The organism is Labrys sp. Lb11, assembly GCF_057554225.1.
The window spans coordinates 494,576-518,894 of the sequence record NZ_BAAJOT010000002.1; the positions used below are offsets into that span (position 1 = coordinate 494,576).

23 protein-coding genes and 1 pseudogene are annotated in these 24,319 nt (G+C 70.0%); 17 read left to right on the top strand and 7 right to left on the bottom strand.

Going from position 1 to position 24,319, the window contains the following annotated elements; translation table 11 throughout:
* Positions 1-3: 3 nt before the first annotated feature.
* From ccoP to AC27L4_RS07530, 10 genes and pseudogenes are all read left to right on the top strand, one after another.
* The gene (gene ccoP, locus AC27L4_RS07485; protein WP_487141460.1) at positions 4-882 is read left to right on the top strand and encodes a cytochrome-c oxidase, cbb3-type subunit III; all 879 of its coding nucleotides are present in this window, start codon (positions 4-6) and stop codon (positions 880-882) included.
* Positions 883-1,001: 119 nt separating this feature from the next.
* Positions 1,002-2,450: a cytochrome c oxidase accessory protein CcoG gene (ccoG, locus tag AC27L4_RS07490; RefSeq protein WP_487141461.1), complete on the top strand. Its 1,449-nt coding sequence runs from the start codon at positions 1,002-1,004 to the stop codon at positions 2,448-2,450.
* 12 nt (positions 2,451-2,462) lie between these two features.
* Entirely contained in the window at positions 2,463-2,975 is a 513-nt protein-coding gene (locus tag AC27L4_RS07495; protein ID WP_487141462.1) for a FixH family protein, read from the top strand.
* A 5-nt stretch (positions 2,976-2,980) separates the two neighbouring features.
* Positions 2,981-5,230 carry a copper-translocating P-type ATPase gene (locus tag AC27L4_RS07500; RefSeq protein ID WP_487141463.1) on the top strand — a complete coding sequence of 750 codons (2,250 nt, stop codon included), beginning with the start codon at positions 2,981-2,983 and terminating at the stop codon, positions 5,228-5,230.
* Complete coding sequence (gene ccoS / locus AC27L4_RS07505; protein WP_487141464.1) at positions 5,227-5,388, top strand: cbb3-type cytochrome oxidase assembly protein CcoS; 162 nt, start codon at positions 5,227-5,229, stop codon at positions 5,386-5,388. The genes AC27L4_RS07500 and ccoS overlap by 4 nt, the downstream gene beginning before the upstream one ends.
* On the top strand, positions 5,375-6,505 hold the full coding sequence (locus AC27L4_RS07510; protein ID WP_487141465.1) for a hypothetical protein: 1,131 nt from the start codon (positions 5,375-5,377) through the stop codon (positions 6,503-6,505). Before ccoS ends, AC27L4_RS07510 begins: the two co-directional genes overlap by 14 nt.
* 92 nt (positions 6,506-6,597) lie before the next feature.
* The gene (locus AC27L4_RS07515; RefSeq protein ID WP_487141466.1) at positions 6,598-6,843 is read left to right on the top strand and encodes a type II toxin-antitoxin system Phd/YefM family antitoxin; all 246 of its coding nucleotides are present in this window, start codon (positions 6,598-6,600) and stop codon (positions 6,841-6,843) included.
* Between the two features lie 4 nt (positions 6,844-6,847).
* Positions 6,848-7,225 (top strand): type II toxin-antitoxin system VapC family toxin, encoded by a 378-nt coding sequence (locus AC27L4_RS07520; protein ID WP_487141924.1) that lies wholly within the window; start codon positions 6,848-6,850, stop codon positions 7,223-7,225.
* 160 nt (positions 7,226-7,385) lie between these two features.
* Positions 7,386-7,635, top strand: a pseudogene (locus AC27L4_RS07525) (type II toxin-antitoxin system ParD family antitoxin).
* A 36-nt stretch (positions 7,636-7,671) separates the two neighbouring features.
* Positions 7,672-7,926 carry a type II toxin-antitoxin system RelE/ParE family toxin gene (locus tag AC27L4_RS07530; RefSeq protein WP_487141467.1) on the top strand — a complete coding sequence of 85 codons (255 nt, stop codon included), beginning with the start codon at positions 7,672-7,674 and terminating at the stop codon, positions 7,924-7,926.
* Positions 7,927-8,034: 108 nt separating this feature from the next.
* On the opposite strand, the gene AC27L4_RS07535 is transcribed toward AC27L4_RS07530, so the two are convergent.
* The 5 genes from AC27L4_RS07535 to AC27L4_RS07555 form a co-directional block, all read right to left on the bottom strand.
* Positions 8,035-9,057, bottom strand: a complete 1,023-nt coding sequence (locus tag AC27L4_RS07535; RefSeq protein ID WP_487141468.1) for a hypothetical protein — start codon at positions 9,055-9,057, stop codon at positions 8,035-8,037.
* Between the two features lie 194 nt (positions 9,058-9,251).
* Entirely contained in the window at positions 9,252-9,905 is a 654-nt protein-coding gene (locus AC27L4_RS07540; protein ID WP_487141469.1) for a helix-turn-helix domain-containing protein, read from the bottom strand.
* A gap of 209 nt (positions 9,906-10,114) precedes the next feature.
* Positions 10,115-10,498 (bottom strand): response regulator, encoded by a 384-nt coding sequence (locus tag AC27L4_RS07545; RefSeq protein ID WP_487141470.1) that lies wholly within the window; start codon positions 10,496-10,498, stop codon positions 10,115-10,117.
* 75 nt (positions 10,499-10,573) lie between these two features.
* The gene (gene fixJ, locus AC27L4_RS07550) at positions 10,574-11,224 is read right to left on the bottom strand and encodes a response regulator FixJ (RefSeq protein ID WP_487141471.1); all 651 of its coding nucleotides are present in this window, start codon (positions 11,222-11,224) and stop codon (positions 10,574-10,576) included.
* Positions 11,214-12,734, bottom strand: a complete 1,521-nt coding sequence (locus tag AC27L4_RS07555) for a sensor histidine kinase (protein ID WP_487141472.1) — start codon at positions 12,732-12,734, stop codon at positions 11,214-11,216. The genes fixJ and AC27L4_RS07555 overlap by 11 nt, the downstream gene beginning before the upstream one ends.
* A 161-nt stretch (positions 12,735-12,895) precedes the next feature.
* On the opposite strand from AC27L4_RS07555, the gene AC27L4_RS07560 reads away from it, so the two are divergent.
* From AC27L4_RS07560 to AC27L4_RS07590, 7 genes are all read left to right on the top strand, one after another.
* Positions 12,896-13,081, top strand: coding sequence for a hypothetical protein (locus AC27L4_RS07560; protein WP_487141473.1), 186 nt, complete (start codon positions 12,896-12,898; stop codon positions 13,079-13,081).
* A 23-nt stretch (positions 13,082-13,104) separates the two neighbouring features.
* Positions 13,105-14,715, top strand: coding sequence for a bifunctional aminoglycoside phosphotransferase/ATP-binding protein (locus tag AC27L4_RS07565; RefSeq protein ID WP_487141474.1), 1,611 nt, complete (start codon positions 13,105-13,107; stop codon positions 14,713-14,715).
* A gap of 121 nt (positions 14,716-14,836) precedes the next feature.
* A complete protein-coding gene (locus AC27L4_RS07570; RefSeq protein WP_487141475.1) occupies positions 14,837-17,248 on the top strand; it encodes a phosphoketolase family protein in 2,412 nt (803 codons plus the stop codon).
* Between the two features lie 157 nt (positions 17,249-17,405).
* Entirely contained in the window at positions 17,406-18,434 is a 1,029-nt protein-coding gene (locus AC27L4_RS07575; RefSeq protein WP_487141476.1) for an HlyD family secretion protein, read from the top strand.
* Entirely contained in the window at positions 18,431-21,235 is a 2,805-nt protein-coding gene (gene rbbA, locus AC27L4_RS07580; RefSeq protein WP_487141477.1) for a ribosome-associated ATPase/putative transporter RbbA, read from the top strand. The genes AC27L4_RS07575 and rbbA overlap by 4 nt, the downstream gene beginning before the upstream one ends.
* A 1-nt stretch (position 21,236) precedes the next feature.
* Positions 21,237-22,358: an ABC transporter permease gene (locus tag AC27L4_RS07585; RefSeq protein ID WP_487141478.1), complete on the top strand. Its 1,122-nt coding sequence runs from the start codon at positions 21,237-21,239 to the stop codon at positions 22,356-22,358.
* A gap of 104 nt (positions 22,359-22,462) precedes the next feature.
* Positions 22,463-22,666, top strand: coding sequence for a hypothetical protein (locus tag AC27L4_RS07590; RefSeq protein ID WP_487141479.1), 204 nt, complete (start codon positions 22,463-22,465; stop codon positions 22,664-22,666).
* Positions 22,667-22,787: 121 nt separating this feature from the next.
* On the opposite strand, the gene AC27L4_RS07595 is transcribed toward AC27L4_RS07590, so the two are convergent.
* Positions 22,788-23,069, bottom strand: a complete 282-nt coding sequence (locus AC27L4_RS07595; protein ID WP_487141480.1) for a hypothetical protein — start codon at positions 23,067-23,069, stop codon at positions 22,788-22,790.
* Positions 23,070-23,204: 135 nt separating this feature from the next.
* Positions 23,205-24,308 carry a calcium-binding protein gene (locus AC27L4_RS07600; protein WP_487141481.1) on the bottom strand — a complete coding sequence of 368 codons (1,104 nt, stop codon included), beginning with the start codon at positions 24,306-24,308 and terminating at the stop codon, positions 23,205-23,207.
* Between the last annotated feature and the right edge of the window lie 11 nt (positions 24,309-24,319).

Here is a 24,319-nt window from a genome sequence, read left to right on the forward strand (position 1 = left end):
GCCATGGACAAGCACGACCAGGATATCGACCAGGTCACCGGCGTCTCGACGACCGGCCATTCCTTCGACGGCATCAAGGAGCTCAACAACCCGCTGCCGCGCTGGTGGCTGTGGACCTTCTACGCCACCATCCTCTGGGCGGTCGGCTATTGGGTGGCCTACCCCGCCTGGCCGCTGGTGACGAGCTACACGGCCGGGATCATGGGCTGGCAGTCGCGCACCGCCGTCACCCGCGACCTTGCCGATCTCAAGGCCCTGCGCGCGCCGATGACCGTCAGGCTGGAGGCGACGCCCATCGCCGCCGTCGAGCAGGACGCCGAGCTGCTGTCCTTCACGCGCGCCCTCGGCAAGACCGCGTTCGGCGACAACTGCGCTCCCTGCCACGGCGCCGGGGGCGGCGGCGCCAAGGGCTTCCCCAACCTCAACGACGACGACTGGCTGTGGGGCGGCAAGCTGGAGGACATCACCCAGACGGTGACCCACGGCATCCGCTGGCCCGGCGACGACGACACCCGCCAGGGCAGCATGCCGGCCTTCGGCAAGACCGGCGTGCTCGACGGGCCGGCCATGTCCAGCGTCGCCGACTATGTCCGCTCGCTCTCCGGCCTGCCGGTCGAGGCAGGGGCGGATCTGGCCAAGGGACGCACCGTCTTCGCCGAAAACTGCGCCAGCTGCCATGGCGACGACGCCAAGGGCAAGCGCGAGCTCGGCGCCCCCAACCTGACCGACGCCGTCTGGCTCTACGGCCCGGACAAGAAGACCATCGTCGAGAGCCTGGTCAACGGCCGCGGCAGCGCCATGCCGGCCTGGGGCGGGCGTCTCGACCCGACCACGATCAAGGCCCTGGCCGTCTATGTCCATTCCATGGGCGGCGGCGAGTAGCACATCCGGGTTGACCTGGATCAACGCGGCGGCTCCGGCCGCCGCCTAGGACAGCAACCGGTATCCGCCCGGGGCGACACGTGAACGCGCTTGGGCGGCGCGTGAACGACAGGACGAAGATGGCCCTCCCCCACCCCGCCGACGACGAGGCCGACGTCGGTCCGCTCTATCAGGCGCGTCGGCAAATCTATCCCCAGAGCGTGCGCGGACGCTTCCGCACCACGAAATGGATCGTGCTGGCGATCACGCTCGGCATCTACTACGCCCTGCCCTTCGTGCGCTGGGACCGCGGCCCCGGCGCGCCGGACCAAGCCGTGCTGATCGACCTGTCGGGGGGGCGCTTCTACTTCTTCTTCATCGAGATCTGGCCGCAGGAAGTCTACTACATCACCGGCCTGCTCATCCTCGCCTCCCTGGCGCTGTTCCTGATGAACGCCGTCGCCGGGCGGGTGTGGTGCGGCTATCTCTGCCCGCAGACGGTGTGGACCGACCTGTTCTACGCTGTCGAGCGCCTGATCGAGGGCGACCGGCGCGAGCGCATCCGCAACGCGCAGGCCGGCCCGACCGTCGCGACCACCGTCCGCAAGCTGGTCAAGCACTGGGCCTGGCTGATGATCGCCTGGTGGACCGGCGGCGCCTGGGTGCTCTACTTCGCCGACGCCCCGACCCTGGTCGGCCAGCTCCTCACCTGCCAGGCGCCGATGCTGGCCTATGTCTGGATCGCCATCCTCACCTTCACCACCTATGTCCTCGCCGGCTTCATGCGCGAGCAGGTCTGCACCTACATGTGCCCCTGGCCGCGCATCCAGGCCGCCCTCACCGACGAGCACGCCCTCAACGTCACCTATCGCTACGATCGCGGCGAGCCGCGCGGCTCGGCCAAGAAGAATGCGGCCCTGCGCGCCCTCGGCCAGCCCGCCGGCGACTGCGTCGACTGCGCCCAGTGCGTCGCGGTCTGCCCGACCGGCGTCGACATCCGCAAGGGCCTGCAGCTCGACTGCATCCAGTGCGGCCTGTGCATCGACGCCTGCGACACGGTCATGGCCAAGATCGGCCGCCCGACCCGGCTGATCGCCTATGACACCGACCTCAACGTCCGGCGGCGCATGGAAGGCAAGCCCGAGAGCCGCCGGATCGTGCGGCCGCGCACGATCTTCTATGCCGCGCTCATCCTGCTGGTCGGCGGCGTCATGCTCTACGGGCTCGCCACGCGCAGCGATGCCGGGCTCAGCGTGCTGCACGACCGCAACCCGCTCTATGTCCGCCTGTCGGACGGCAGCCTGCGCAACGCCTACACCCTGCGCATCCTCAACAAGACGCAGCAGGACCGCAGCTTCCGGCTGGGCGTCGAAGGCCTGCCGGACGCGACGGTCGAGGTGGTCGGCGCGCCGGCGGCCGATGGCGAGCCGGTCCTGGCCGTCGAGCCCGACCGCACCCGCGAAGTCCGGGTGCTGGTGACGCGCCACCCGGACGCCGGCCCGGCCACCCGGCCCGTCACGTTCCGGATTACGCCCGTCGACGGCGGACGCAGCATCGCCGTCGACGACCATTTCGAAGCACCGCGCTGACGAGGAGCCGCCATGCCCACCCTCCTGCCCCAGGCCCTGGCCGCCCGCCGCAGCCGCGTCACCGGCCGCACCGTGCTGGTGTGCCTGCTGGCCTTCTTCGGCGTCGTCTTCGCCGCCAACGCCATGCTGGTGCATTTCGCCCTTTCCACCTTCGGCGGCGTCGAGACCAGCAGCTCCTACAAGGCCGGCCTCGCCTTCGCCAACGAGACCCGGCAGGCCGGCGAGCAGGATCGGCGCCACTGGCGGGTCGAAGGCTCGATCCACCGTCAGCCGGACGGCAAGGTCGCGGTCGAGCTGACGCCCCGCGACGCCGAAGGCGCTCCCCTCAACGGCCTCGCCGCGACCGCGACGCTGCATCACCCCATCGACGGGCGGCTGGACCGGACGATCCCGCTGACGGAGACGCGGCCGGGCACCTATGACGGCGCCGCCGACGCCGCCGCCGGCCAGTGGGAAGTGCTGATCGACATGACGCGCGGCGGGGAGCAGCTGTTCCGCTCGCGCAACCGCGTCGAGCTGAGGTGACCGCCATGGCCCCCGGGCTAGACCTCTCCCATTTCGTCCGGCGGCGCGACGGCGGCGTCGACACGATCGAGCTCGCCGTCGAGCGCGGGGACCGCCCCTGGAACGTCGACACGGTGGAGCAGGCGGTCAGGGCCCTGCCCGGCGTCCTCACCGCCCGCCTGAACCTCGGCAATCTGCGCCTCGCGGTCGGCTGGCGCCGCGGCGAGCTCGCGCCGGAGGGCATCCTCGGCGCGCTCGCCGGCATCGGCTGCCGGGCCCACCCGATCGATCCGTCCGGCGGCGAGCAGGACGAGGCGCGCCAGGCCCGCTGGCTGCTGTCCTGCCTGGCGGTGGCGGGCTTCGCCGCGATGAACATCATGCTGCTGTCGGTCTCGGTGTGGGCCGGCAACGTCACCGACATCACGCCGGAGACCCGCGACCTCTTCCACTGGCTGTCGGCCCTGATCGCCCTGCCGGCCGCCGCCTATGCCGGCCAGCCGTTCTTCCGCAGCGCCCTCGCCGGCCTTCGCGCCCGGGCGATCAACATGGACGTGCCGATCTCGCTCGGCATCCTCCTCGCGCTCGGCATGTCCGTCGTCGAGACCGCGCGCCACGCCGAGCACGCCTATTTCGACAGCGCCGTGATGCTGCTGTTCTTCCTCCTGTGCGGGCGCTACCTCGATCTCGCCATGCGCCGCAGGACCCGCGCCGTCGCCGGCAACCTCGCGGCCCTGAAGGCGGAGGTCGCCCATCGCCTCGACGGCCGGGGCGAGGCCGTGCTGGTGCCGGTGGCGGCGATCCGGCCGGGCGACCGCGTGCTGGTCCGCCCGGGCGACCGCTGTCCGGTCGACGGCCGGATCCTGGCCGGGGCATCGGAGATCGACGAGAGCCTCGTCACCGGCGAGACCGCAGCCCGGCCGGTCGGCGTCGGCGACGCGATCCACGGCGGCGCGCTCAACCATGGCGGCGCCCTCACCGTCGCGGTGACGGCCGCCGGCGAGGACACGCTGCTGGCCGAGATCGAACGGCTGCTGGCCCGCGCGGGGGAGACGCGCTCGCGCTATGTCCGGCTGGCGGACCGCGCCGCGCGCCTCTACGCGCCGGTCGTCCACGTCACGGCCACCGCCACCGCCGTCGGCTGGCTGCTCGCCGGCGCCTCGCTGCACGACGCCCTCGTCATCGCGGTCGCCGTGCTGATCATCACCTGCCCCTGCGCCCTGGCCCTCGCCGTGCCGGCCGTGCAGGTGGTGGCCTCGGGCGCCCTGTTCCGTGCCGGCGTGCTGCTCAACGGCGCCGACGCCATCGAGCGCCTGTCGCAGGCCGACACCGTCATCCTCGACAAGACCGGCACCCTGACCCTGCCCGACGCCGGCCTCGTCAACGCGCCGGAGATCCCTCCCGCCCTGCGGACGCTGGCGGGCCGCCTGGCCTTGTCCAGCCACCATCCGCTGGCGGCGGCGCTGGCCCGACAGGCCGACGATCGCCGCCCCGTCCCCGGCATCGTCGAGACGGCGGGCCAGGGCGTGGAAGCGCCCGTCGACGGCGAGGCGGCGCGGCTCGGCAGCCCGGCCTTCTGCGGCGCCGCGGCCGAGGCGCTGGCGGCGGCCCGCGCCGATCCCGAGGCCTCGCTCATCGCCGTCTCGCATGGCGGCGCCCGCGCCGTGTTTCGCCTGCGCCAGATGCTCCGGTCCGACGCCGTCGGCACCGTGACGCGCCTGGTCGCCCGCGGCCTCGACGTGCGCATCCTGTCCGGCGACCGGACGGCGCCCGTCCGCAGCGTCGCGGTGACGCTCGGCCTCGCCGGCTGGCTGGCCGAGCAGAAGCCAGCCGACAAGGTCGCGGCCATCGAGGCGCTGCAGGCGGCGGGGCGGCAGGTGCTGATGGTCGGCGACGGCATCAACGACGCACCGGCGCTCGCCGCCGCCCATGTCTCGCTGTCGCCGATCACCGGGTCCGGCATCGCCCAGACCCGCGCCGACGCCGTCTTCCTCGGCGACCGCCTGGCGCCGGTGGCCGATGCCGTCGCGATCGCCGCCACCGCCCGCAAGCTGATGCGGCAGAACCTCTGGCTCGCGGTGATCTACAACGCCGTGGCCGTGCCGCTGGCGATCTCAGGCCTCGTCACCCCGCTCGTCGCCGCCGCCGCCATGTCCGGCTCCTCGGCGCTGGTGACGCTCAACGCCCTGCGCGCCCGGCGCGCCGCCGCGGCAGCCGAGCCGCCGTCGGCGCCCGCGCTGCCGCCCCGCCTGCAACCGGCCGGAGCCCCATCGCCATGACCGTGCTCGTCTATCTCGTGCCGCTCGCCCTCGCCCTGGGGCTGACCGCCCTCTTCGCCTTCCTCTGGTCGCTGCGCGCCGGCCAGTATGATGACGTCGAGGGCGCTGCCGTGCGCATCCTCTCCAACGACGACCTGAAGCCTCGTGACCAGCCTTGACCGAGCTTCGGCCGGCCGGGCGCGGGCGGGCCTGATCCAATGCCTGTGCGGCCCGTTCCTGGCGCCCGACGAGGCCGGCGGGCCGGCGCCGCGGACCGCGGTGCCCGTGCTCGCCGTCGGCTTCGGCGCGGCCGTGCTGTCGCAGGTCCTGAGCGTCTCGGCCCTGCCGCTGGCCGGCGCCATGCTGGCGCCGCGCCCGGGCCTCGCCGCCTGGCCGCTCGCCGCGATGATGATCGGCGCCGCCCTGGCGACCCTGCCGGCTTCGCTGCTGCGCGACGGGTTCGGCCGGCGCGCCGCCTTCGCCCTCGGCTCGAGCCTCGGCATTGCCGGCGGCCTGCTCGCCGCCTGGGCCGTTGCGGCGCAGCAGTTCGCGCCCCTGGTCGTCGGCGCGCTCTGGCTGGGCATCGCCCAGGGCTTCGGCCTGTTCTACCGCCATGCCGGCGCCCGGCAGGCCGGGCGGGCCGGAACGGTTGCGGTCGCCGCGATCGTCGCGGCCGGAGCGGTGGCCGGGCTCGCCGCGCCGAGCCTGGTGCGCTTCGCCGAAGCCGCGACCGCGCCCTACGCCTTTGCCGGCACGCTGCTCGTCGCGGCAGTTGCGCACGTGGTCGCGCTGGCCGGCATCCCCGGCGCCGTGCCCGCGGACGAGGCGGCCACGGCCGCCGTCCCGCCTGGGGCGCAGCGCCGGCAGGAGGTGGTTCTCGCCACCGGCCTGGCGGCAGCGGCCTGGTTCGGCATGGGGCACCTGATGGCGACGACGCCGGTAGGCCTCGCCGGCTGCGGCGTGTCCTTCGCCGGCGTCTCGGCCACGGTCGCCTGGCACGTCGTCGCCATGTATGTCCCGGCGCTGGCGGCGCCGGCCCTGCTCTCCCGGCTGCGCCCCGCGACGCTGGCGGCCGGCGGCCTCGGCCTCATCGCGGCGGCCTCCGTCGCGCAGGCCACGCCCGCTGCCGATGCCGCCGTGCTGGCCGGGTCACTCGTCGCTGTCGGCGTCGGCTGGTGCCTCGCCACCACGGCCTCGACGGTCTGGCTGGCATGGCTTGCGCCGGGACGCGCCGCCCTCGCCCTGCATGACGGCGCGCTGTTCCTCGCCGCCCTCACCGGCATGCTGCTGGGGTGAGTGCGGGAGGGCACAGTCAGGCGCCCCCCGCTTGTTGAACGCGATCGACCCTCGCGATAGGCTAACCGAGCTTAGTCCATGAGGATCGATCGATGGAAACGATCAATGTCCATCAGGCCAAGACGCATTTGTCGCGCCTGGTCGAGCGGGCGGCGCAGGGCGAATCCTTCATCATCGTCAAGGCGGGCAAGCCCATGGTGAAGATGATCCCGATCAGCGGGCCCACGGGCGAGAAGATGCGCCGTCTCGGCTTCATGGCGGGGCAGATCAAGATGCCTGACGATTTCGACCGGATGGGCGGACCCGAGGTCGAGAAGCTGTTCGGCGGCGAGGGATGAATTCCTGCTCGACACCCATATCCTGCTATGGGCCGCGGGCGATTCCAGGCAATTGTCCAAAGTTGCGCGCAGCCTGATCCTCGATACGAATAATACGTTGCTGTTCAGCGTCGCCAGTCTTTGGGAAATCAGCATCAAGCGGAGACTTGGCCGAGAGGATTTTCAGGTCGATCCGCGTTTGTTGCGCCGATCGCTGCTCGATAACGGCTATGAGGAGTTGGTCATCACCAGCGAGCACGCCGTGTCGATCGACAGCTTGCCGCCAATACACCGGGACCCATTTGACCGCCTTCTGGTCGCGCAAGCCACCGTTGAAGGCATCACCCTCCTGACCGCCGATGAACGTGTCGCAGAATATCCCGGCCCCATCCGCAAGGTTTGAACCTGGACCGGATGTACGCATGAGACCGGGCGAACCCGTCTCATAGCATGCAGCTTTTTTGACCGTTCCCGGACTTTTCCGGAGGAAGCTTGCCTGCCCCGACCGTGTAGTACATTTGGTACGGACCCCTTCATCGGGAACAGGCAGGAGAGGGGCAGCGATGGCCCACAACACGTCCGTGACTCTCGGAGATCACTTCGCCAGCTTCATCAACGATCGGGTGAAGACGGGCCGCCACGGCTCAATCAGTGACGTCGTGCGGGCGGGGCTGCGGCTTTTGGAGGAGCACGAGGCCAAGGTAAAGGCCCTGCAGGATGCCCTTGGTTGCCGGGGAGCAGTCCGGAGAACCCCGCCCCTTCGATTTCGAGGCCTTCAAGGCCCGCAAGCGCGCCGAGCACCAGGGCCCATGAAGGCCCTTGCCCTCTCGCCTGCAGCGGGAGCGGACCTTGACCACATCTGGAACCACGGCGCCGAGCATTGGGGCCCGGACCAAGCGGATCCGCTATATCGACGAAATCCGGGAGACCTGCCGCGCTCTGGCCTCCGACATCAGACGGGGCCGGCCGGTCGATGTGCGCACCGACTACCTGAAATACGCCGCCGGAGTGCACATGGTCTATTTTCGCGACTGTGGGGACCGGCTGGAAATCATCCGCATTCTGCACCAGATGCAGGACGTGAACCGGAATCTGCTGGTTTAGCGACCTGCACGATGTTTGGGAATCTGGACGATCGCGACGGTCATCGCATCGATAGACCTGAAGCCGCCTTGTCTCTATGAGCGCACCTAATCACCTGAACCTGCACGGTCAGAGACTGCTCTTCTCGCCCAATCCTCGTGTAGCCAGGCAAGCCTTAGCGTCATCATTCCATTTCGTTCTGCCAGAAAACAGGCTGACAGAACGCATGGTCGAGGGCCAATTCCGGTCACGCAAGGCGTCCAGATCGAGTGCCACGCCTGAAGCGTGGAACTCCCGCAGTCGGTCCTGCTTGTCCAACCCAGGCAATTCGGCCAACGTCTTGCAATTGAACAACCACACCCGTTCCAAGTTCGCCCCGCTCAGATCCAGTCGCGAAAGCCGAAGTTGATCCTCGATACGCAAAGCCGAAAGCGCGGGTAAGCGTGACAGTTCGCCCAGTGTGGTGAGGCCGCGCACGCGCAGGATTTGCAGCATCTCGATGGTCGCACTCGACAGGGCGCCGACATCGGCGCGGCTGCCGAGGACCAGGGTCAATTCGTTCAAGCCGGGAATGGCCTCGATAAAGCCGAGTGGATGGGCCTTGGCGTAGGCGCTGAGCGTCAGCTTGCGTAGCCGGTACAGGCTTGTGATGGAATCAATGCCTTTCGAATGGCCCTGGATAAATAGCTCGTATAGCCATTCGCATAGCGCCAGGGGCGACAGATCGATATTCCGCTTGCGGTTTTCCGTCCGCACAAGGCGCTCAAGCTGACCAAGGTTGATCGTGTCGAGAAAGTCGGAGCGATTCATTTCGAACACTCCGAAACTCAGCTGTTGCAGCTTCGGTAGCCGGCCGATTTCTTCTTCGTGGATGATCTCGGAAAGACAATCGACGGCGAGGTTGCGTGCCTCGGGCAGATGGCGCAGCAAGGCCGCATCGAACTGCGTTCCGTGGTGGCTGAAAAAGCGAACTTGGAGACGTTCCTTGAGAAATCGGCAGGCTTCGTTCAATGATTGCAAGGTCGCCGGGGTGTAGGCATCGGGCCTGCTGAACTGAATGACCAGTTGCTCGCGTTGGCCGCAGGTCTCCACGATCTCCGTTGGCAAGCACGTTTCCGGATCGGTGACCCGGCCTCCGTCCACCCGCAGCATACGCATCCCCTGTTACTCGTTGATCCGACGCAATTTTCGGACAACGACATCGCTCGCCACCATCGAGCATACCCTACGGTCCGCCAGGAGCCGCAGAGCAATCAATGGCATTCCCTGATGGGGCGGAGATTATAATAGGGGAACAGCGCAGGACTATTGCCTGCCTCCATCGATCCTGCAGGCTCGCGCCCCCCTCACGCGTTCAGCCGGCGCAGCGCCGCCTTGTTCCGCAGCAGGATGTTGCGCCGCGCCGACGGCAGCTCGATGATCGCGTCGCGCTCCATCTGGGTCAGGGTGCGCGACACCGTCTCGATGGTCAGGCCGAGATAGTCGGCGATGTCGCTGCGCGACATCGGCAGCTCGATGGCGTCGCCCTGCACCCGCTCGGCGATGTCGAGCAGGAAGGATGCGACCTTCTCCACGGCCGAACGGCGGCCGAGCAGGATGGTGTGTTGCTGGGCCCGCTCCAGGTGCAGGAGCGCCGTCGCGACGACCTGGCGGGCCAGCGGCCTGTCGCTGGTCGCCAGCATGTCCAGCGGGCAGCGTCGATACGTCACCACGGTCACCTCGCCGACCGCCTCGGCCGAGAAGCGGTATTCCTCGCCGCGCTCGATGCCGAAGATGTCGCCGGCGACGTAGAAGGCGTCGATCTGGCGGCGGCCGTCGCTGAGGATCTTGCAGGACCGCACCACCCCCGACATCACCTTGAAGTAGTGCTGGGCCGGATCGCCCTCCGCATAGATCTCGGCGTCCTTGGCGTAGCTGCGGGCGATCCCGGCCTCGAGGGCGGGAACGGCGGCCAGGGCAATGGCGGCCTGCGGCCTGAAGATGGTCTGAACGGCTTGCATCGGAACCTCGCTTCCCCGTGCCGACGGTGCTGGTTCCTGGCTAATGCCTGATGCGGGCGCCGGAAATTCCGGTTCAACGCTAAGGGGCATCCCCTGGGGACCGGCCCTTAAGGGGAATCCCTGAGGAGGACGGGCTCCGGCGGGCGTTCCGCCGCCCCCGAACCCGGGATCGGCCCGCATCGACCGACTCTTCCGGCGGCGAGCCCGCCTCAGGCGCGCCCGGTGCGCAGGGCGCGAAGCAACGCCTCGACCAGCGCCCCGTCGGAGAGCGGCTTCTCCAGCACCCTGCCGATTCCGGCCTTCGCCGCCCGCTGGCGCAGATCCTGCGTCACCCGGCCGGCGATCAGCACCACCGGCATGTCGACATGGCGGCGGCGCAAGGCGTCGACGACCTCGATGCCGTTCATCACCGGCATGGCGTAGTCGACGACCAGGCACCCCTTTGCCGGCAATGCGCTCTCGCCCAGCAGTTCCAGGCCGCCGCCGTAGAGACGGACCTCCAGCCCCTCCGCCTCCAGGGCGAATTTGAGGGCGTGGCGGACCGCCGCATCGTCGTCGACGACGAGTATGGAACCCGAGTACGGGGGCAGCATCGAAAACGCCTACAGCAGGGCCGGAACTGGCTTGCCATCAGTAGCGCGTCCCAGGCTGCGGCAACTTGACCTGTGTCAATCCGCCGGAGCGGGCTTCGTCCTGGCGCCGTCGGCCGGCTGCACGCCGCCGACGATGGCCAGGCGCACCAGCTCGGACAGGCTGGAGGCCTGCATCTTGGTCATCAGATGCGCCCGGTAGATCTCCACCGTGCGCGGGCTGATGCCATGATGGGCGGCGATCGTCTTGTTGGGATGGCCGGCGATCAGGCCTTCCAGCACCTGGCGCTCGCGCTCCGACAGGCCGGCCAGGCGCATCCGCACGGCGGCCGTCTCCGCCGCCTCGTCGATCCGGCGGACCTGCCGGTCCAGCGCGGCCCGCACCGCCGCGATGACCGCGGTGTCGTCGAACGGCTTCTCGATGAAGTCCACCGCGCCCTGCTTCATCGCGGCCACGGCCAGCGACACGTCGCCATGGCCGGTGATGACGATCACCGGCATGGCGCTGCCGCGCCGGTTGAGCTCGCGCTGCAGCTCCAGGCCGTCCATGCCGGGCATGCGGATATCGGTGAGGATGCAGCCCGGCGCGGCCCGCGGCGCGGCCTCGAGGAAGGCCTGGGCCGACTCGTACAGGCGCGTGGAGATGTCGTGGGTCGCGAACAGGAAGGCCAGCGATTGGCGGACCGCGATATCGTCGTCGACGACGTGCACGACGAGGTCATGGGACATGCGCTGGGTCCTCGACGGAACGGAGCGTGAAGCGGAAGATCGTCCCGCCGCCCGGGCCGGCCTCGACCCAGATCTTGCCGCCATGGGCTTCGACGATGGTGCGGCAGATCGACAGGCCGACGCCCATGCCGTGCGGCTTCGTGGTGACGAAGGGCTGGAACAGCTGCGTGGCGATCTCGGGGGCGATGCCGGGCCCGCTGTCCTCGACGCTCACCTGGATCAGGCCGTCCCCGTCCGGCCGGGACGCGACGACGAGCTCGCGCCGCTCGCCGCTCTCCATCGCCTCGATGGCGTTGCGGATCAGGTTGAGCAGCACCTGCTGGATCTGGATGCGGTCGGCCAGCACGCGGTCGATATGCGAATCCAGCCGGAAATAGACACGGATCCCCTTCTCCTTGGCGCCGACCAGGGCCAGCGCCCCCGCCTCCTGGATCAGCTTCGACAGGTTCTCCACGTGGTGGGCGCCCTCGCCGCGGGCGACGAAGTCGCGCAGGTGCCGGATGATCTGGCCGGCGCGCAGCGCCTGGTCGGCGGCGAGGTTGACCGCGTCGCGCAGCAGCGGGCCATTCTGGTCGGCGCTCTGCTCCAACAGGCGCCGGCAGCCCTTGAGGTAGTTGGCGATGGCGGTCAGCGGCTGGTTGATCTCGTGGGCGAGGGTGGAGGCCATCTCGCCGAGCGCCGTGAAGCGCGACATGTGGATGAGCTCGGACTGCAGCTCCTGCAGGCGCGCCTCCGTCTCCTGGTGCTCGGTCAGGTCGCGGATGAAGCCGGTGAAGAAGCGCACGTCCGACGAGCGCATCTCGCCGACCGACAGCTCCATCGGAAAGGTCGCGCCGTCCTTGCGCCGGCCGACGACGACCCGGCCGATGCCGATGATCCGGCGCTCGCCGGTGGCGAGGTAGCGCTCGAGATAGCCGTCGTGCTGCTCGCGGTAGGGCGCCGGCATCAGCATCTTGATGTTCCGGCCGACGACCTCGTCGGCCCGGTAGGCGAACAGGCGCTCGGCCGTCGCGCTCATCGACTGCACCAGCCCGCGCTCGTCGATGACGATCATCGCGTCCGGCACCGTGTCGAGGATCGAGCGCAGATGCGCTTCCCTGGCCCGCAGCCCGGCCTCGGCCGCGACCTGCTCGGAAATGTCGCGCAGCACCACGACATAGCCCTCGATCCCGCCATCGGCTCCGGCCAGCGGCGTGACCGTCTCCTGGACGGCGATGCTGGTGCCGTCGCCGCGCACCCGCACGCCGTGCGTCTCCGCCCGGCCGGCCTCGCGGGCGGCCGCAAGCTTGCCGATGCCGCCGGCGGCCGCGGCGACCGGAGGCTCGAAGACGTTCCGGCCGACGGCGGCGGCGCGATCGAGGCCGGTGATGCGCTCGGCGCCGCTGTTCCAGGCCAGGATGACGCCGTCGGGGTCGACGAGGATGACGGCGAGATCCGTCATGGCCTCGAGCACGGCTCCCGCCGTGAGGCCCGCATATTGCGCATTTCCGGCACCGAACGCCGCGCTCATCGACGCATCCCCGCACACCGCCGCATGTCTAGCCGTCGCGGCCGGCGAGGGAAAGCCGCCGGCCGCTGCCATGCGTCGTTGCACCGCGCCTTGCGCCGGATCAAGGCCGGGCGAGCGCCGGCCACCTAGCCTGCGCCCGATCTCGGATGCGGGAGGCGGTCATGAACTGGTCGGGACTCGAGGCTCTGGACGGCATGGCGATCCCGCCCTTCATGATGCTGTTGCTTGTCCTGGCGATGCTCTGCCTGGGGGTGACGGCCTCGCTCAGCCTGCGCGCCTGGAGCCGCAGGCGCCGCGGGCCGATCATCCGGAACGGGAACGGCCGGCGGAATGCCCCGTTGACCTGATGCGCCGCCGAGGAAAGGACCCGATGCCCCCCACGCCTGCCGCTGCACCGACGCGCGATACGTCCCCCTCCCACGTGGTCGCGGACCAGTCCGACGTCATCGCCTTCCTCGCCGATCCGGCCAGCCACGGCCTCGCCGGGCCGGTGAAGCGCATCGACACTCATGGCGCCGTGGTGTTTCTCGCCGGGGCGCATGCCTACAAGCTCAAGCGGGCCGTCCGCTTTCCGTTCATGGACTTCTCGACGGTCGAGAAACGCCGCGCCGCCTGCGAGGCGGAGATCGCGATCAACCGGCCCAATGCGCCGTCGATCTACCTCGACGCGGTCGCGGTGACGCGCCGCGACGGCGGGCTCCATCTCGGCGGCGCCGGGACGGCCGTCGACTGGGTGGTGCGCATGCGCCGATTCGACGAGAGCCTGACCCTCGACCGTGTCGCCGAGGCCGGCGGGCTGACGCCGTCGCTGCTGCGCAGCCTGACCCGGGCCGTCCTCGCCTCGCATGAGCGGGCGCCGCTGCGCGACGGCGATGCTGCGACCGCCGCCCTCGGCGCCTATCTCGACCAGAACCAGGAGGCCTTCGCCGAATCTCCGGCCATCTTCGCGGCGGACCGGGCGGCGCGCCTCACCGCCGGCTCGCGCGCGATCCTCGCCGCCTGCCGCGAACGCCTGCACGAGCGCGGCCGCCAGGGCTTCGTGCGCCGCTGCCACGGCGACCTGCACCTGCGCAACCTCGTGCTGATCGACGGCGTACCGACGCTGTTCGACGCCGTGGAGTTCGATGACGGCATCGCCACCTGCGACGTGCTCTACGATCTCGCCTTCCTCCTGATGGACCTGTGGCAGAGCGGCCTCAGGGCCGAGGCCAACGCCGTCCTGAACCGCTATCTGTGGGCCGCCGGCGAGAAGCGGCACCTGTCGGCGCTCGGCGCCCTGCCCCTCTTCCTCAGCATCCGCGCCGCCCTGCGCGCCAAGATCGCGGCCGCCGCGGCAGGGGTCGGCGACAGGGCCGGGCGCCCGCCGCTCATCGCCGAGGCCCGGCGCTATTTCGACGTGGCCCTGTCGTTCCTGGATGCCGCCCCGCCGCGGCTCGTCGCCGTCGGCGGCCTCTCCGGCACCGGCAAGAGCACCCTGGCCGCCGCCCTGGCGCCGGCCCTGGGCGGCGCGCCCGGCGCCGTCCACCTGCGCAGCGACATCCAGCGCAAGCAGATGTTCGGCGTCGCCGAGACCGATCGGCTGCCGGGCGCCGCCTATCGCCCGGCCGTCAGCGAGGCGGTCCAGGACCGGCTCCGGCACAAGGCGGAGCTGGCGCTCGGGGCCGGATGGTCGGTGATCGTCGACGCCGTCCACGCCCGCCCCGAGGAGCGCGCGGCGCTGGCCGAGCTGGCCGAACGCTGCGACGTCCCCTTCCTCGGCCTCTGGCTGGAAGCGCCGGCGCCGGTCCTGGTCGAGCGCGTCGCCGCCCGGCAGGACGACGCCTCGGACGCCGACGCCGCCGTGGTCCGCCGCCAGCTCGACTACGACCTCGGTGCCCTGGGATGGACGCGGCTCGACGCATCCGCGGCGCCCGGCGACGTCCTGGCGCGAGCCCGGGCGCTGCTCGATGCCCGGGACCACGACGACCATCCGCGCCGATAATTCCATAGTCCCGGTTTCATGCTACCGTCGCCAACACGACACCCCACGATCCGGCAGGGCACAAGCGCCGGCCAACCGGGTTGACGCAAGGCCGCCGGTCGCGCCCGACAGGAGACCGATGATGAACGACGAACCGGACACGCGCGGCGACGCCCTCGATCAGGCCGAGCTCGACCTGATCGACCGCTACTGGCGTGCCGCCAACTACCTCTCCGTCGGCCAGATCTACCTGCTCGACAACCCGCTGTTGCGCGAGCCGCTGCGGGCCGAGCACGTCAAGCCCCGTCTGCTCGGCCACTGGGGCACGACGCCGGGCCTCAACTTCATCTATGCCCATCTGAACCGGGTGATCCGCCGGCACGACCTCGATGTGATCTATGTCTGCGGCCCCGGCCATGGCGGGCCGGGGATGGTCGCCAACACCTATCTCGAAGGCAGCTACAGCGAGATCTACCCGCAGGTCGGCCGGGACGTCGACGGCCTGCGCAAGCTGTTCCGCCAGTTCTCCTTTCCCGGCGGCATTCCCAGCCACGCCGCGCCGGAGACGCCCGGCTCGATCCATGAGGGCGGCGAGCTCGGCTATGCCCTGGTGCACGCCTATGGCGCCGCCCTCGACAATCCCGACCTGATCGTCGCCTGCGTCGTCGGCGACGGCGAGGCCGAGACCGGACCGCTCGCCGCCTCATGGCATTCCAACAAGTTCCTCAATCCGGCGCATGACGGCGCGGTGCTGCCGATCCTGCACCTCAACGGCTACAAGATCGCCAACCCGACCGTGCTCGGCCGGATGAGCGACGAGGAGCTCACCAGCCTGTTCGTCGGCTTCGGCTACGACCCGGTCTTCGTCGAGGGCCACGAGCCCGCGGCCATGCACCGGCGGATGGCCGGCGTGCTCGACGAGCTCGTCGTCCGCATCCGCGCCATCCAGGACGAGGCGCGCCGGGCCGGGGCGACGATCGAGCGGCCGCGCTGGCCGATGATCGTGTTGCGCAGCCCCAAGGGATGGACCGGACCGAAGGAGGTGGACGGGCTGAAGGTGGAGGGCTTCTGGCGCTCGCACCAGGTGCCGGTCGCCAATGCCCGCGGCGATGCCGCCCATCGCGCGATCCTGGAGGCCTGGATGCGCGGTTACCAGCCCGAGACGCTGTTCGACCAGGGCGGGCGCCTCAGGCCGGAGCTGCAGGCCCTGGCGCCCGTCGGCGAACGGCGCATGGGCGCCAACCCGCATGCCAATGGCGGGCTCGTCAGGCGCGAACTGGTGTTGCCGGACTATCGCCACTACGCCGTCACCGTCCCCATGCCGGGCGGCGTCGAGAGCGAGGCGACCCGGGTCATGGGCCGCATGCTCGCCGACATCGTCCGCATCAACGCCGAGGCCCGCAACTTCCGCATCATGGGGCCCGACGAGACCGCCTCGAACCGGCTCGACGCCGTCTTCTCCGTCACAGAACGAGCCTGGATGGAGCGGATCGAGCCCTATGACGTGCACCTGGCCAGGGACGGCCGGGTGATGGAGGTGCTCTCCGAGCATCTGTGCCAAGGCTGGCTCGAAGGCTACCTCCTGACCGGCCGGCACGGACTGTTCTCCTGCTACGAGGCCTTCATCCACATCGTCGATTCGATGTTCAACCAGCATGCCAAATGGCTGAAGGTCTCGCGCGAGCTGCCCTGGCGCAAGCCGATCGCCTCGCTGAACTACCTCCTGACCTCGCATGTCTGGCGCCAGGACCACAACGGCTTCAGCCACCAGGATCCGGGCTTCGTCGACCTCGTCTCCAACAAGAAGGCGGACATCGTCCGCGTCTACCTGCCGCCGGACGCCAACACCCTGCTCTGGGTCACGGACCATTGCCTGAGGACCTACGACCGCATCAACGTCATCGTCGCCGGCAAGCAGCCGGCGCCGCAATGGCTGGGGATCGCCGAGGCGTCGGCCCATTGCGCCGCCGGCATCGGCCGCTGGGCCTGGGCCGGCACGGAGCGGGCGGGCGCCGAGCCGGACCTGGTGATGGCCTGCGCCGGCGACGTGCCGACGCTGGAGACCCTGGCGGCGGTCGACATCCTGCGCCAGGCCCTGCCGAAGCTGACGATCCGCGTCGTCAACGTCGTCGACCTGATGGCGCTGCAGCCGAAGGCGCGACACCCGCACGGGCTGGACGACGCCGCGTTCGACGCCCTGTTCACCCGGGACAGGCCGGTGATCTTCGCCTATCACGGCTATCCCTACCTCATTCACCGCCTCACCTACGCCCGCGCCAACCATGCCAACCTGCATGTGCACGGCTTCGAGGAGGAGGGCACCACGACCACGCCGTTCGACATGACGGTGCTCAACCGGCTCGACCGCTTCCACCTCGCCATCGCCGCGCTCGAACGCCTGTCCGGTCTCGGCGCCGCCGGAGCGAAGCTGAAGCACCAGCTCCTCGACAAGCTCGCCGAGCACATCCAGTATGTCCGCGAGCACGGCGAGGACATGCCCGAGATCCGCAACTGGCGCTGGCCCTACGGCGCGGGGAGCGGCGCCGGTGCATGACGCCCGCCCTGCTTCGACCCGCGCTTGCCGGCCGGGAGCGGGCGGGTTGACCTCGATCAACGCGGTCGTCCCCGGCGCGCCGTAGCAGCTCGAAGATCCGGGACGCGCCTCCAGCGGGCGCGCCCGCACCGTCGCGGTTCCCACCGGAGCAGGAAACATGAGCCACCACCGTCTGTCGCGCGTCGCGATCGCAGCCCTGGTCGGCGCCTGCCTGTCCGGTCCGGTCGCCGCGGCCGAAGGCGAAAGCCTCGCGAGCCGGTTCCAGTCGTTCCTGAACACGCTCGGCGGCAATCGCCTGCCGGCGGACATCGTCCGGACCAACGGCCGCATCGAGGCCGACCAGAGCCTGGTCGCGGCGAAGCTGGCCGGCCGCGTCACCGAGGTCCTGGTCGAGGAAGGCCAGATCGTCGACGCCGGCGCGGTCATCGCCCGGCTCGATGCGTCCGACCTCAAGGCCCAGCTCGCCGGGGCGGAAGCGCAGGTCCGACGAGCGGAAAAGGCGACGGCGGAAGCAGAAGCTGCAATCGCGCAGCGCGACAGCGAGCGGGTGCTGGCCCAGCAGGAGCTGGAGCGCGCCACGACCCTCAACGCCAAGGGATACGGGACGACGCAGCAGCTCGACCTGCGCCGCAGCCAGTTGAACGTGGCGGAAGCGGCCGGCCGAGCGGCCGCCGCGGGCCTGGAAGAGGCGCATGCCGCAGCCGATGCCGCCCGGGCCGACGTCGCGCGCATCCAGTCCCTGATCGACGACACGGTGCTGACCGCTCCGCGCCGCGGGCGGGTGGAGTACAAGCTGGTGCGGTCGGGCGAAGTGGTCGCGGCCGGCGCCCCGATCGTGACGCTGCTCGACCTGACGGACGTCACCATGACCATCTTCCTGCCGGCGCGCAGCGCCGGGCGCGTGGCGATCGGCGACGAGGCCCGCATCGTGCTCGACCCGGCTCCGGACTATGTCGTGCCCGCCACCGTCTCCTTCGTGGCATCGGAGGCGCAGTTCACGCCGAAGACCGTCGAGACCGCCGACGAACGCGAGAAGCTGATGTTCCGCCTGAAGCTGCGCATCGCGCCCGAGCTGCTCAAGCAGTACGAGGCTCAGGTGAAGACCGGCGTGCGCGGCGTCGCCTATGTCCGCACCAGCCGGACGGCCGCCTGGCCGGCGGAACTCGACGTGAAACTCCCGCAATGAGCGGGGATATCGGCGAGATCGGCGGCCCGCTGGTCGGCGGCGAGCCCCGTCGGGCCGACCCGGCCGACATCCGGTCCGGCTCCGAAGCCGTCATCCGGCTCGAGGGCGTCGACCATCGCTACGGGCCGAGGGCGGCGCTCGACGGGGTCGACCTTGCCGTCCCGTCCGGCTGCATGGCCGGCCTCATCGGCCCTGACGGCGTCGGCAAGTCGACCCTGCTCTCGCTCGCCGCCGGCGTCACCCGGATCCAGCGCGGGCGCGTCCACGTGCTGGGCGGCGACATGGCGGAGGCCGCGGCCCGCCGGGCCGGTTGTGCCCGCATCGCCTACATGCCCCAGGGTCTCGGCCGCAATCTCTACCCGACGCTCAGCGTCGCCGAGAACCTCGACTTCTTCGGCCGGCTGTTCGGCCAGGACCGGGCCGAGCGCGATGCCCGGATCGCCGAGCTGCTGCAGGCCACGGGCCTCGCCCCGTTCCGGGACCGTCCGGCCGCCAAGCTCTCCGGCGGCATGAAGCAGAAGCTCGGCATCTGCGCCGCCCTGATCCACGACCCCGACCTGCTCATCCTCGACGAGCCGACGACCGGCGTCGATCCGCTGTCCCGGCGGCAGTTCTGGGACCTGATCGACCGGATGCGCGACCGCCGGCCCGGCATGAGCGTCGTCGTCGCCACCGCCTACATGGAGGAAGCCGAACGCTTCGACTGGCTCGCCGCCATGCATGGCGGACGGGTGATCGCCGCCGGGGGGCTCGGCGAGATCCGGGAGCGCACCGGAGAGGCCAGCCTCGAGCGCGCCTTCGTCGCCCTCCTGCCCGAGGATATCAGGCGGGCCGACACGCCCCTGCCGGTCACGCCGCGCGTGGCCCATGACGGTGCGCCCGCCATCGAGGCCGAGGGCCTCACCTGCCGCTTCGGCACCTTCACCGCCGTCGACCATGTCAGCTTCCGGATCGAGAAGGGGGAGATCTTCGGTTTCCTCGGCTCGAACGGCTGCGGCAAGAGCACGACGATGAAGATGCTCACCGGCCTCCTGCCGGCGAGCGAAGGCGAAGCGCGCCTCTTCGGCAAGCCGATCACCGGAACCGGCATGGAGACGCGACGGCGCGTCGGCTACATGTCGCAGTCCTTCTCGCTCTACAGCGAGCTCACCGTGCGGCAGAACCTCGTGCTGCATGCGCATCTGTTCCAGCTTGCCGGCGGCGCGATCGAGGCGCGCGTCGGGGAGATGCTGGCCCGCTTCGACCTCGCCGACGTCGCCGATGCCCGCCCCGACAGCCTGCCGCTCGGCATACGCCAGCGTCTGCAGCTGGCGGTGGCCGTCATCCATCGCCCCGAGATCCTGATCCTCGACGAGCCGACCTCGGGCGTCGACCCGGTCGCCCGCGACGGCTTCTGGCGGTTCCTTCTCGCCCTGTCACGGGACGAGGGCGTCACCATCTTCCTGTCCACCCACTTCATGAACGAAGCCGAGCGCTGCGACCGCATCTCGCTGATGCACCAGGGCCGGGTGCTCGCGGCCGGCAGCCCGGCCGAGCTCAAGGCAGCCCGCGGGACCGAGTCGCTCGAGGAGGTCTTCGTCGAGGTGCTGGAAGAGGCCGGCATGGAGGGCGACGGCACGGCCTCCTCGCCGGAGAAACCTCCGGTCTCGGCCGCGTCGGTGCAGCCCCGGCGCGTCGATCCGCGCCGGCTCTGGGCCTATGCCTGGCGGGAGACGCTGGAAATCCTGCGCGATCCGACGCGCCTCGCCTTCGCGCTGCTCGGCCCGGCGCTCCTGCTCCTCACCTTCGGCTATGGCATCTCCTTCGATGTGGAGCACCTGCCCTTCGCGGCCTTCGACCAGGACCGGACGGCGCAAAGCCGGCAACTGCTGGAGAGCTTCCAGGGCTCGCGCTATTTCGTGGAACGGCCGGAGGTCGCCACCGCCGAGGAGCTCGACGAGCGGCTGAAGAGCGGCGAGTTGAAGCTCGCCATCGAGATCCCGCCCAGCTTCGGCAAAGACCTGATGCGCGGCCGGCAGCCGGAGGTCGCGGTCTGGCTCGACGGCGCCATGCCGTTCCGGGCCGAGACCACGCGCGGCTACGTCTCAGGCCTCGCGGCGAGCTACCTGGCGGACGCGGCGATGCGCCGCGACGGCCGGGGCGCCGCCGCCGCTCTTCCCGTCAACATCGAGACGCGCTTCCGCTACAATCAGGCCTTCCGGAGCGCGAATGCCATCGTGCCCGGCGTCATCGCGCTGATGCTGGTGCTCATCCCGGCCATCATGACCGCACTCGGCATCGTCAAGGAGAAGGAGACCGGCTCGATCACGAACTTCCAGGCGACGCCGGTGACGAAGGTGGAATTCCTCCTGGGCAAGCAATTGCCCTATGCGGCCATCGCCTTCCTGAGCTTCGTCACGCTCGTCGCGCTCGCCCGGCTGGTCTTCGACGTGCCGCTCAAGGGCTCGCTGCCGACGCTCGCCGTCGCCTCCCTGGCCTATGTGTTCGCCACCACCGGCTTCGGCCTGTTCGTGTCGAGCTTCGTGCGCAGCCAGGTCGCCGCGATCTTCGCCACCGCCATCATCGCCATCATCCCGGCGGTGAACTTCTCCGGCCTGCTCGTGCCGGTTTCCTCGCTCTCCGGCGGCGCGCGCCTGATGGGCCTGGCCTTTCCCGCCGCCTGGTACCAGCCGGTGAGCGTCGGCGTCTTCGCCAAGGGCCTGGGATTTGCCGAGCTCTGGCCCAACATCGCCGTCCTCGTGCTCTTCGCCCTCGGCTTCATCGCAGCCGCCGTGCTGGCGCTGCGCAAGCGGGGAGCCTGACATGCGCGCCCATCTGGCGAACATCCTGCGCCTCGGCATCAAGGAGCTCCGCAGCCTCAAGGCCGACCCCGTGCTCGTGCTGCTGATCGTCTACACCTTCACCTTCGCCGTCTACACCGTGGCGACCGGGCAGAACTTCGATGTCAGGAACGCATCCGTCGCGGTGGTGGACGAGGATCGCTCGATGCTGTCGCAGCGCCTGCGCGACGCCCTGATCGAGCCGTTCTTCAAGCCGGCGGCGCTGATCGACGCCGACGCGGTCGATGCGGCGATGGATGCGGGCCGGTTCGTCTTCGTCCTGGAGATACCGCCGAAATTCGAGCAGGACGTGATCGCCGGCCGCCAGCCCACCGTCCAGCTCGACGTCGACGCGACCGCCATGTCCCTGGCCGGCAACGGCGCCGCCTATATCCGCAGCATCGTCCTGCAGGAGGTGCGGGCGGCCCTGCCGGGCCGGGCCGGGGCCGATCCGGTCAATCTCGTCACCCATGCGCGCTTCAACCCGAACCTCCAGTCCGAATGGTTCACCGCGGTCATGCAGGTGATCAACAACGTCACCATGCTGGCGGTGATCCTGTCCGGCGCCGCCCTGATCCGCGAGCGCGAGCACGGCACCATCGAGCACCTCCTGGTGATGCCGGTCTCGCCCATGGAGATCATGCTCGCCAAGATCTGGGCGAACGGCCTCGTCATCGTCGTCGCGGCGACGCTCTCGCTCCTGATCGTGGTCAGGGGCATCCTCGGCGTGCCGGGCGCCGGCTCGGTCCCGCTCTTCGTGGCGGCGACCGTGCTCTACCTGTTCTCCGTCACGGCCCTCGGCATCCTGATCGCAACGGTGTCGACCTCCATGGCCCAGTTCGGCCTCATTGTCATGCCGGTGATCATCGTCATGACCCTGCTGTCCGGCAGCACCACCCCGATGGAGAGCATGCCGGCCTGGCTGCAGCAGGCCATGCAATTCGTGCCCGCGCCGCATTTCGTCAGCCTGTCGCAGGCCATCCTCTATCGCGGCGCCGGCCTGGCGATCATCTGGCCGCAGATGGCGTCGCTCGCCGCGATCGGCATGGCCTATTTCACCCTTGCCGCCCTGCGCTTCCGCAAGGCTCTCCTCAACGCGCGATGACCGGGCGCGGCAGCCAGCCCCCTCATCGCCGCATCGCCGGCCGGTCCGGCCCTGCATCATCGGCCATTGGCGCAGGCCCCGGACCGACCTACGATGAGGCCGTCATGCTCGATCGTTTCGCCAGCAAAGCCGCCTCCCGCGCCATCGCCCTGGCGAGCCGGACGGTCATATACGAGACGGCGAGGGAGGAAGCCGAGAGGCGCGGCAAATGGCTGATCGCCCGCTACCTCGCGCTTCGCGTCGAAAAGCTGCGCGAGGACAGCCGGCGCGAGCTGGCGAAGATCGGGGCACAAGGCGGCGAAGCCTGACGGGCCGGACCTGTCCTCATTCCCGAGCGGAGCGCGTTCCGGTGGAAACGCGCTTTGCTCCAACGCCTTGTTTCGACGCGTCTTTACGACTTGACGCGATTCCGTCAAATCGCAAGGCGTTTTAGGGTCGACCGGCCGGCGGCCGGCGCTTCAGGCAGTCGGAACAGATGCTGCGGATCGCGGCATCGTCGGACGCCTGGAGTTGCCGATCCAGCCGGGCCGGGTCGTCCTTGTCGGCGGCGCCGACGCTGCCTTCGGCCCGCCGCTCGGGCGGCCCCGCAGGACGCGGCTGAAGATGGCCGACGGGCGCCGGCGGGACGGCCGGCGGCGCAAAATCCTGGGCTGGGGCGGGAACGGCGAGGCTCGCCAGGGCGACGGCGAGAAAGGCGGTTGTCGTCTTCATCGAAACCCCCGGGGACATGGGCTTCAACCGCGAAGGAAACGCACCGCTGCCGGTTCCGGTTCCCGATATCGCCGTCGCCCCGGCCGAAATTCGGCACGGCAGGGCCTTCGCCGCCCCGCCGCGCACGCAAGGCCGTCAGAGGATGACGTCGCCCGCCTGGAGCGCTGTGATATGGTTGAGCTGGACCGAGAAATCGGCGGTGCCGTCGCCGTTCGTGTCCCCGTAGACATAGACATTGCCGTTCTGCACGGCATAGCGCAGTTCGCCGGAATGGTGCGAGAAGGCTGCGGTGCCGATGAAGGTGAAGGCCTGGTTGCCGGCGACGTCGGTCCGCGCGTCGATGAGGTGCAGGTCGAGCTTGTCGCCCTGGCCGTGGCTGAAATCGAGGATGGTGTCGCGCGAGGCCGCCGCCGGCGTGCTCTCGCCGATCGCGTTGAACACGAAGGTATCGGCGCCGAGACCGCCGGTCAGCTTGTCGGCGCCGAGCCCGCCGATCAGCGTGTCATTGCCCGAGCCGCCGTCGATCGTGTCGGCTCCGTCGTTGCCCACGATCAGGTCGTTGCCGCCGAGGCCCTTGAGCACGTTGGCGTGCCCGCCGCCGTAGATCTTGTCGGCGAAATCCGTGCCGGTGATGTTGCGGATGCCGACGATCGAATCATGGTTGCCGAAGCCGTCGATCACCGTGTCGGGCAGGACGCTGCCCTGCACGGTCTTCGCCGACTGGTTGACCACGACGCCGTGCGTGGCGCCGCGGGACGCATCCTTGCTGTAGTCGGCGATGTCCATGTCGGCGCCGCCGCCGCCGCCGAAAGTGTCGTTGCCGGCGAGCCCGTAATAGTGATCCTGGCCGCCGAGGCCGTTCAGGACGTTGTTGCCGGCATTGCCGATGATGGTGTTGTTGAGGGCGTTGCCGGTGACGTTGATGTCGGAATCGCCGCCGAGCGTGAGCTTCGCCACGCCGTCACCCATGATCAGGTTGAGGCCGTGAACGGCGGCGGGGGCGCTGACGGTCAGGTTCTCGACCGATATGGTGGCCGTCTCGTTGCCGGCATAGGTGGAGGCAACGAGGATCGTATCGCCCGGGGATGCGTGCGCGGAGGCATCGGCAATCGTCGGGAAGTCGGCGGGGACGCGCAGGATCGGCATGGCCTTGCTCCAGGAGAGGAATACGCCGCCGTAGTGGATCGCCTCAGCCTGCCGCGGTCGCCTGCCGGGCCGCTGGTCGGAACCCGTCCGCATGTCCCCTGCGC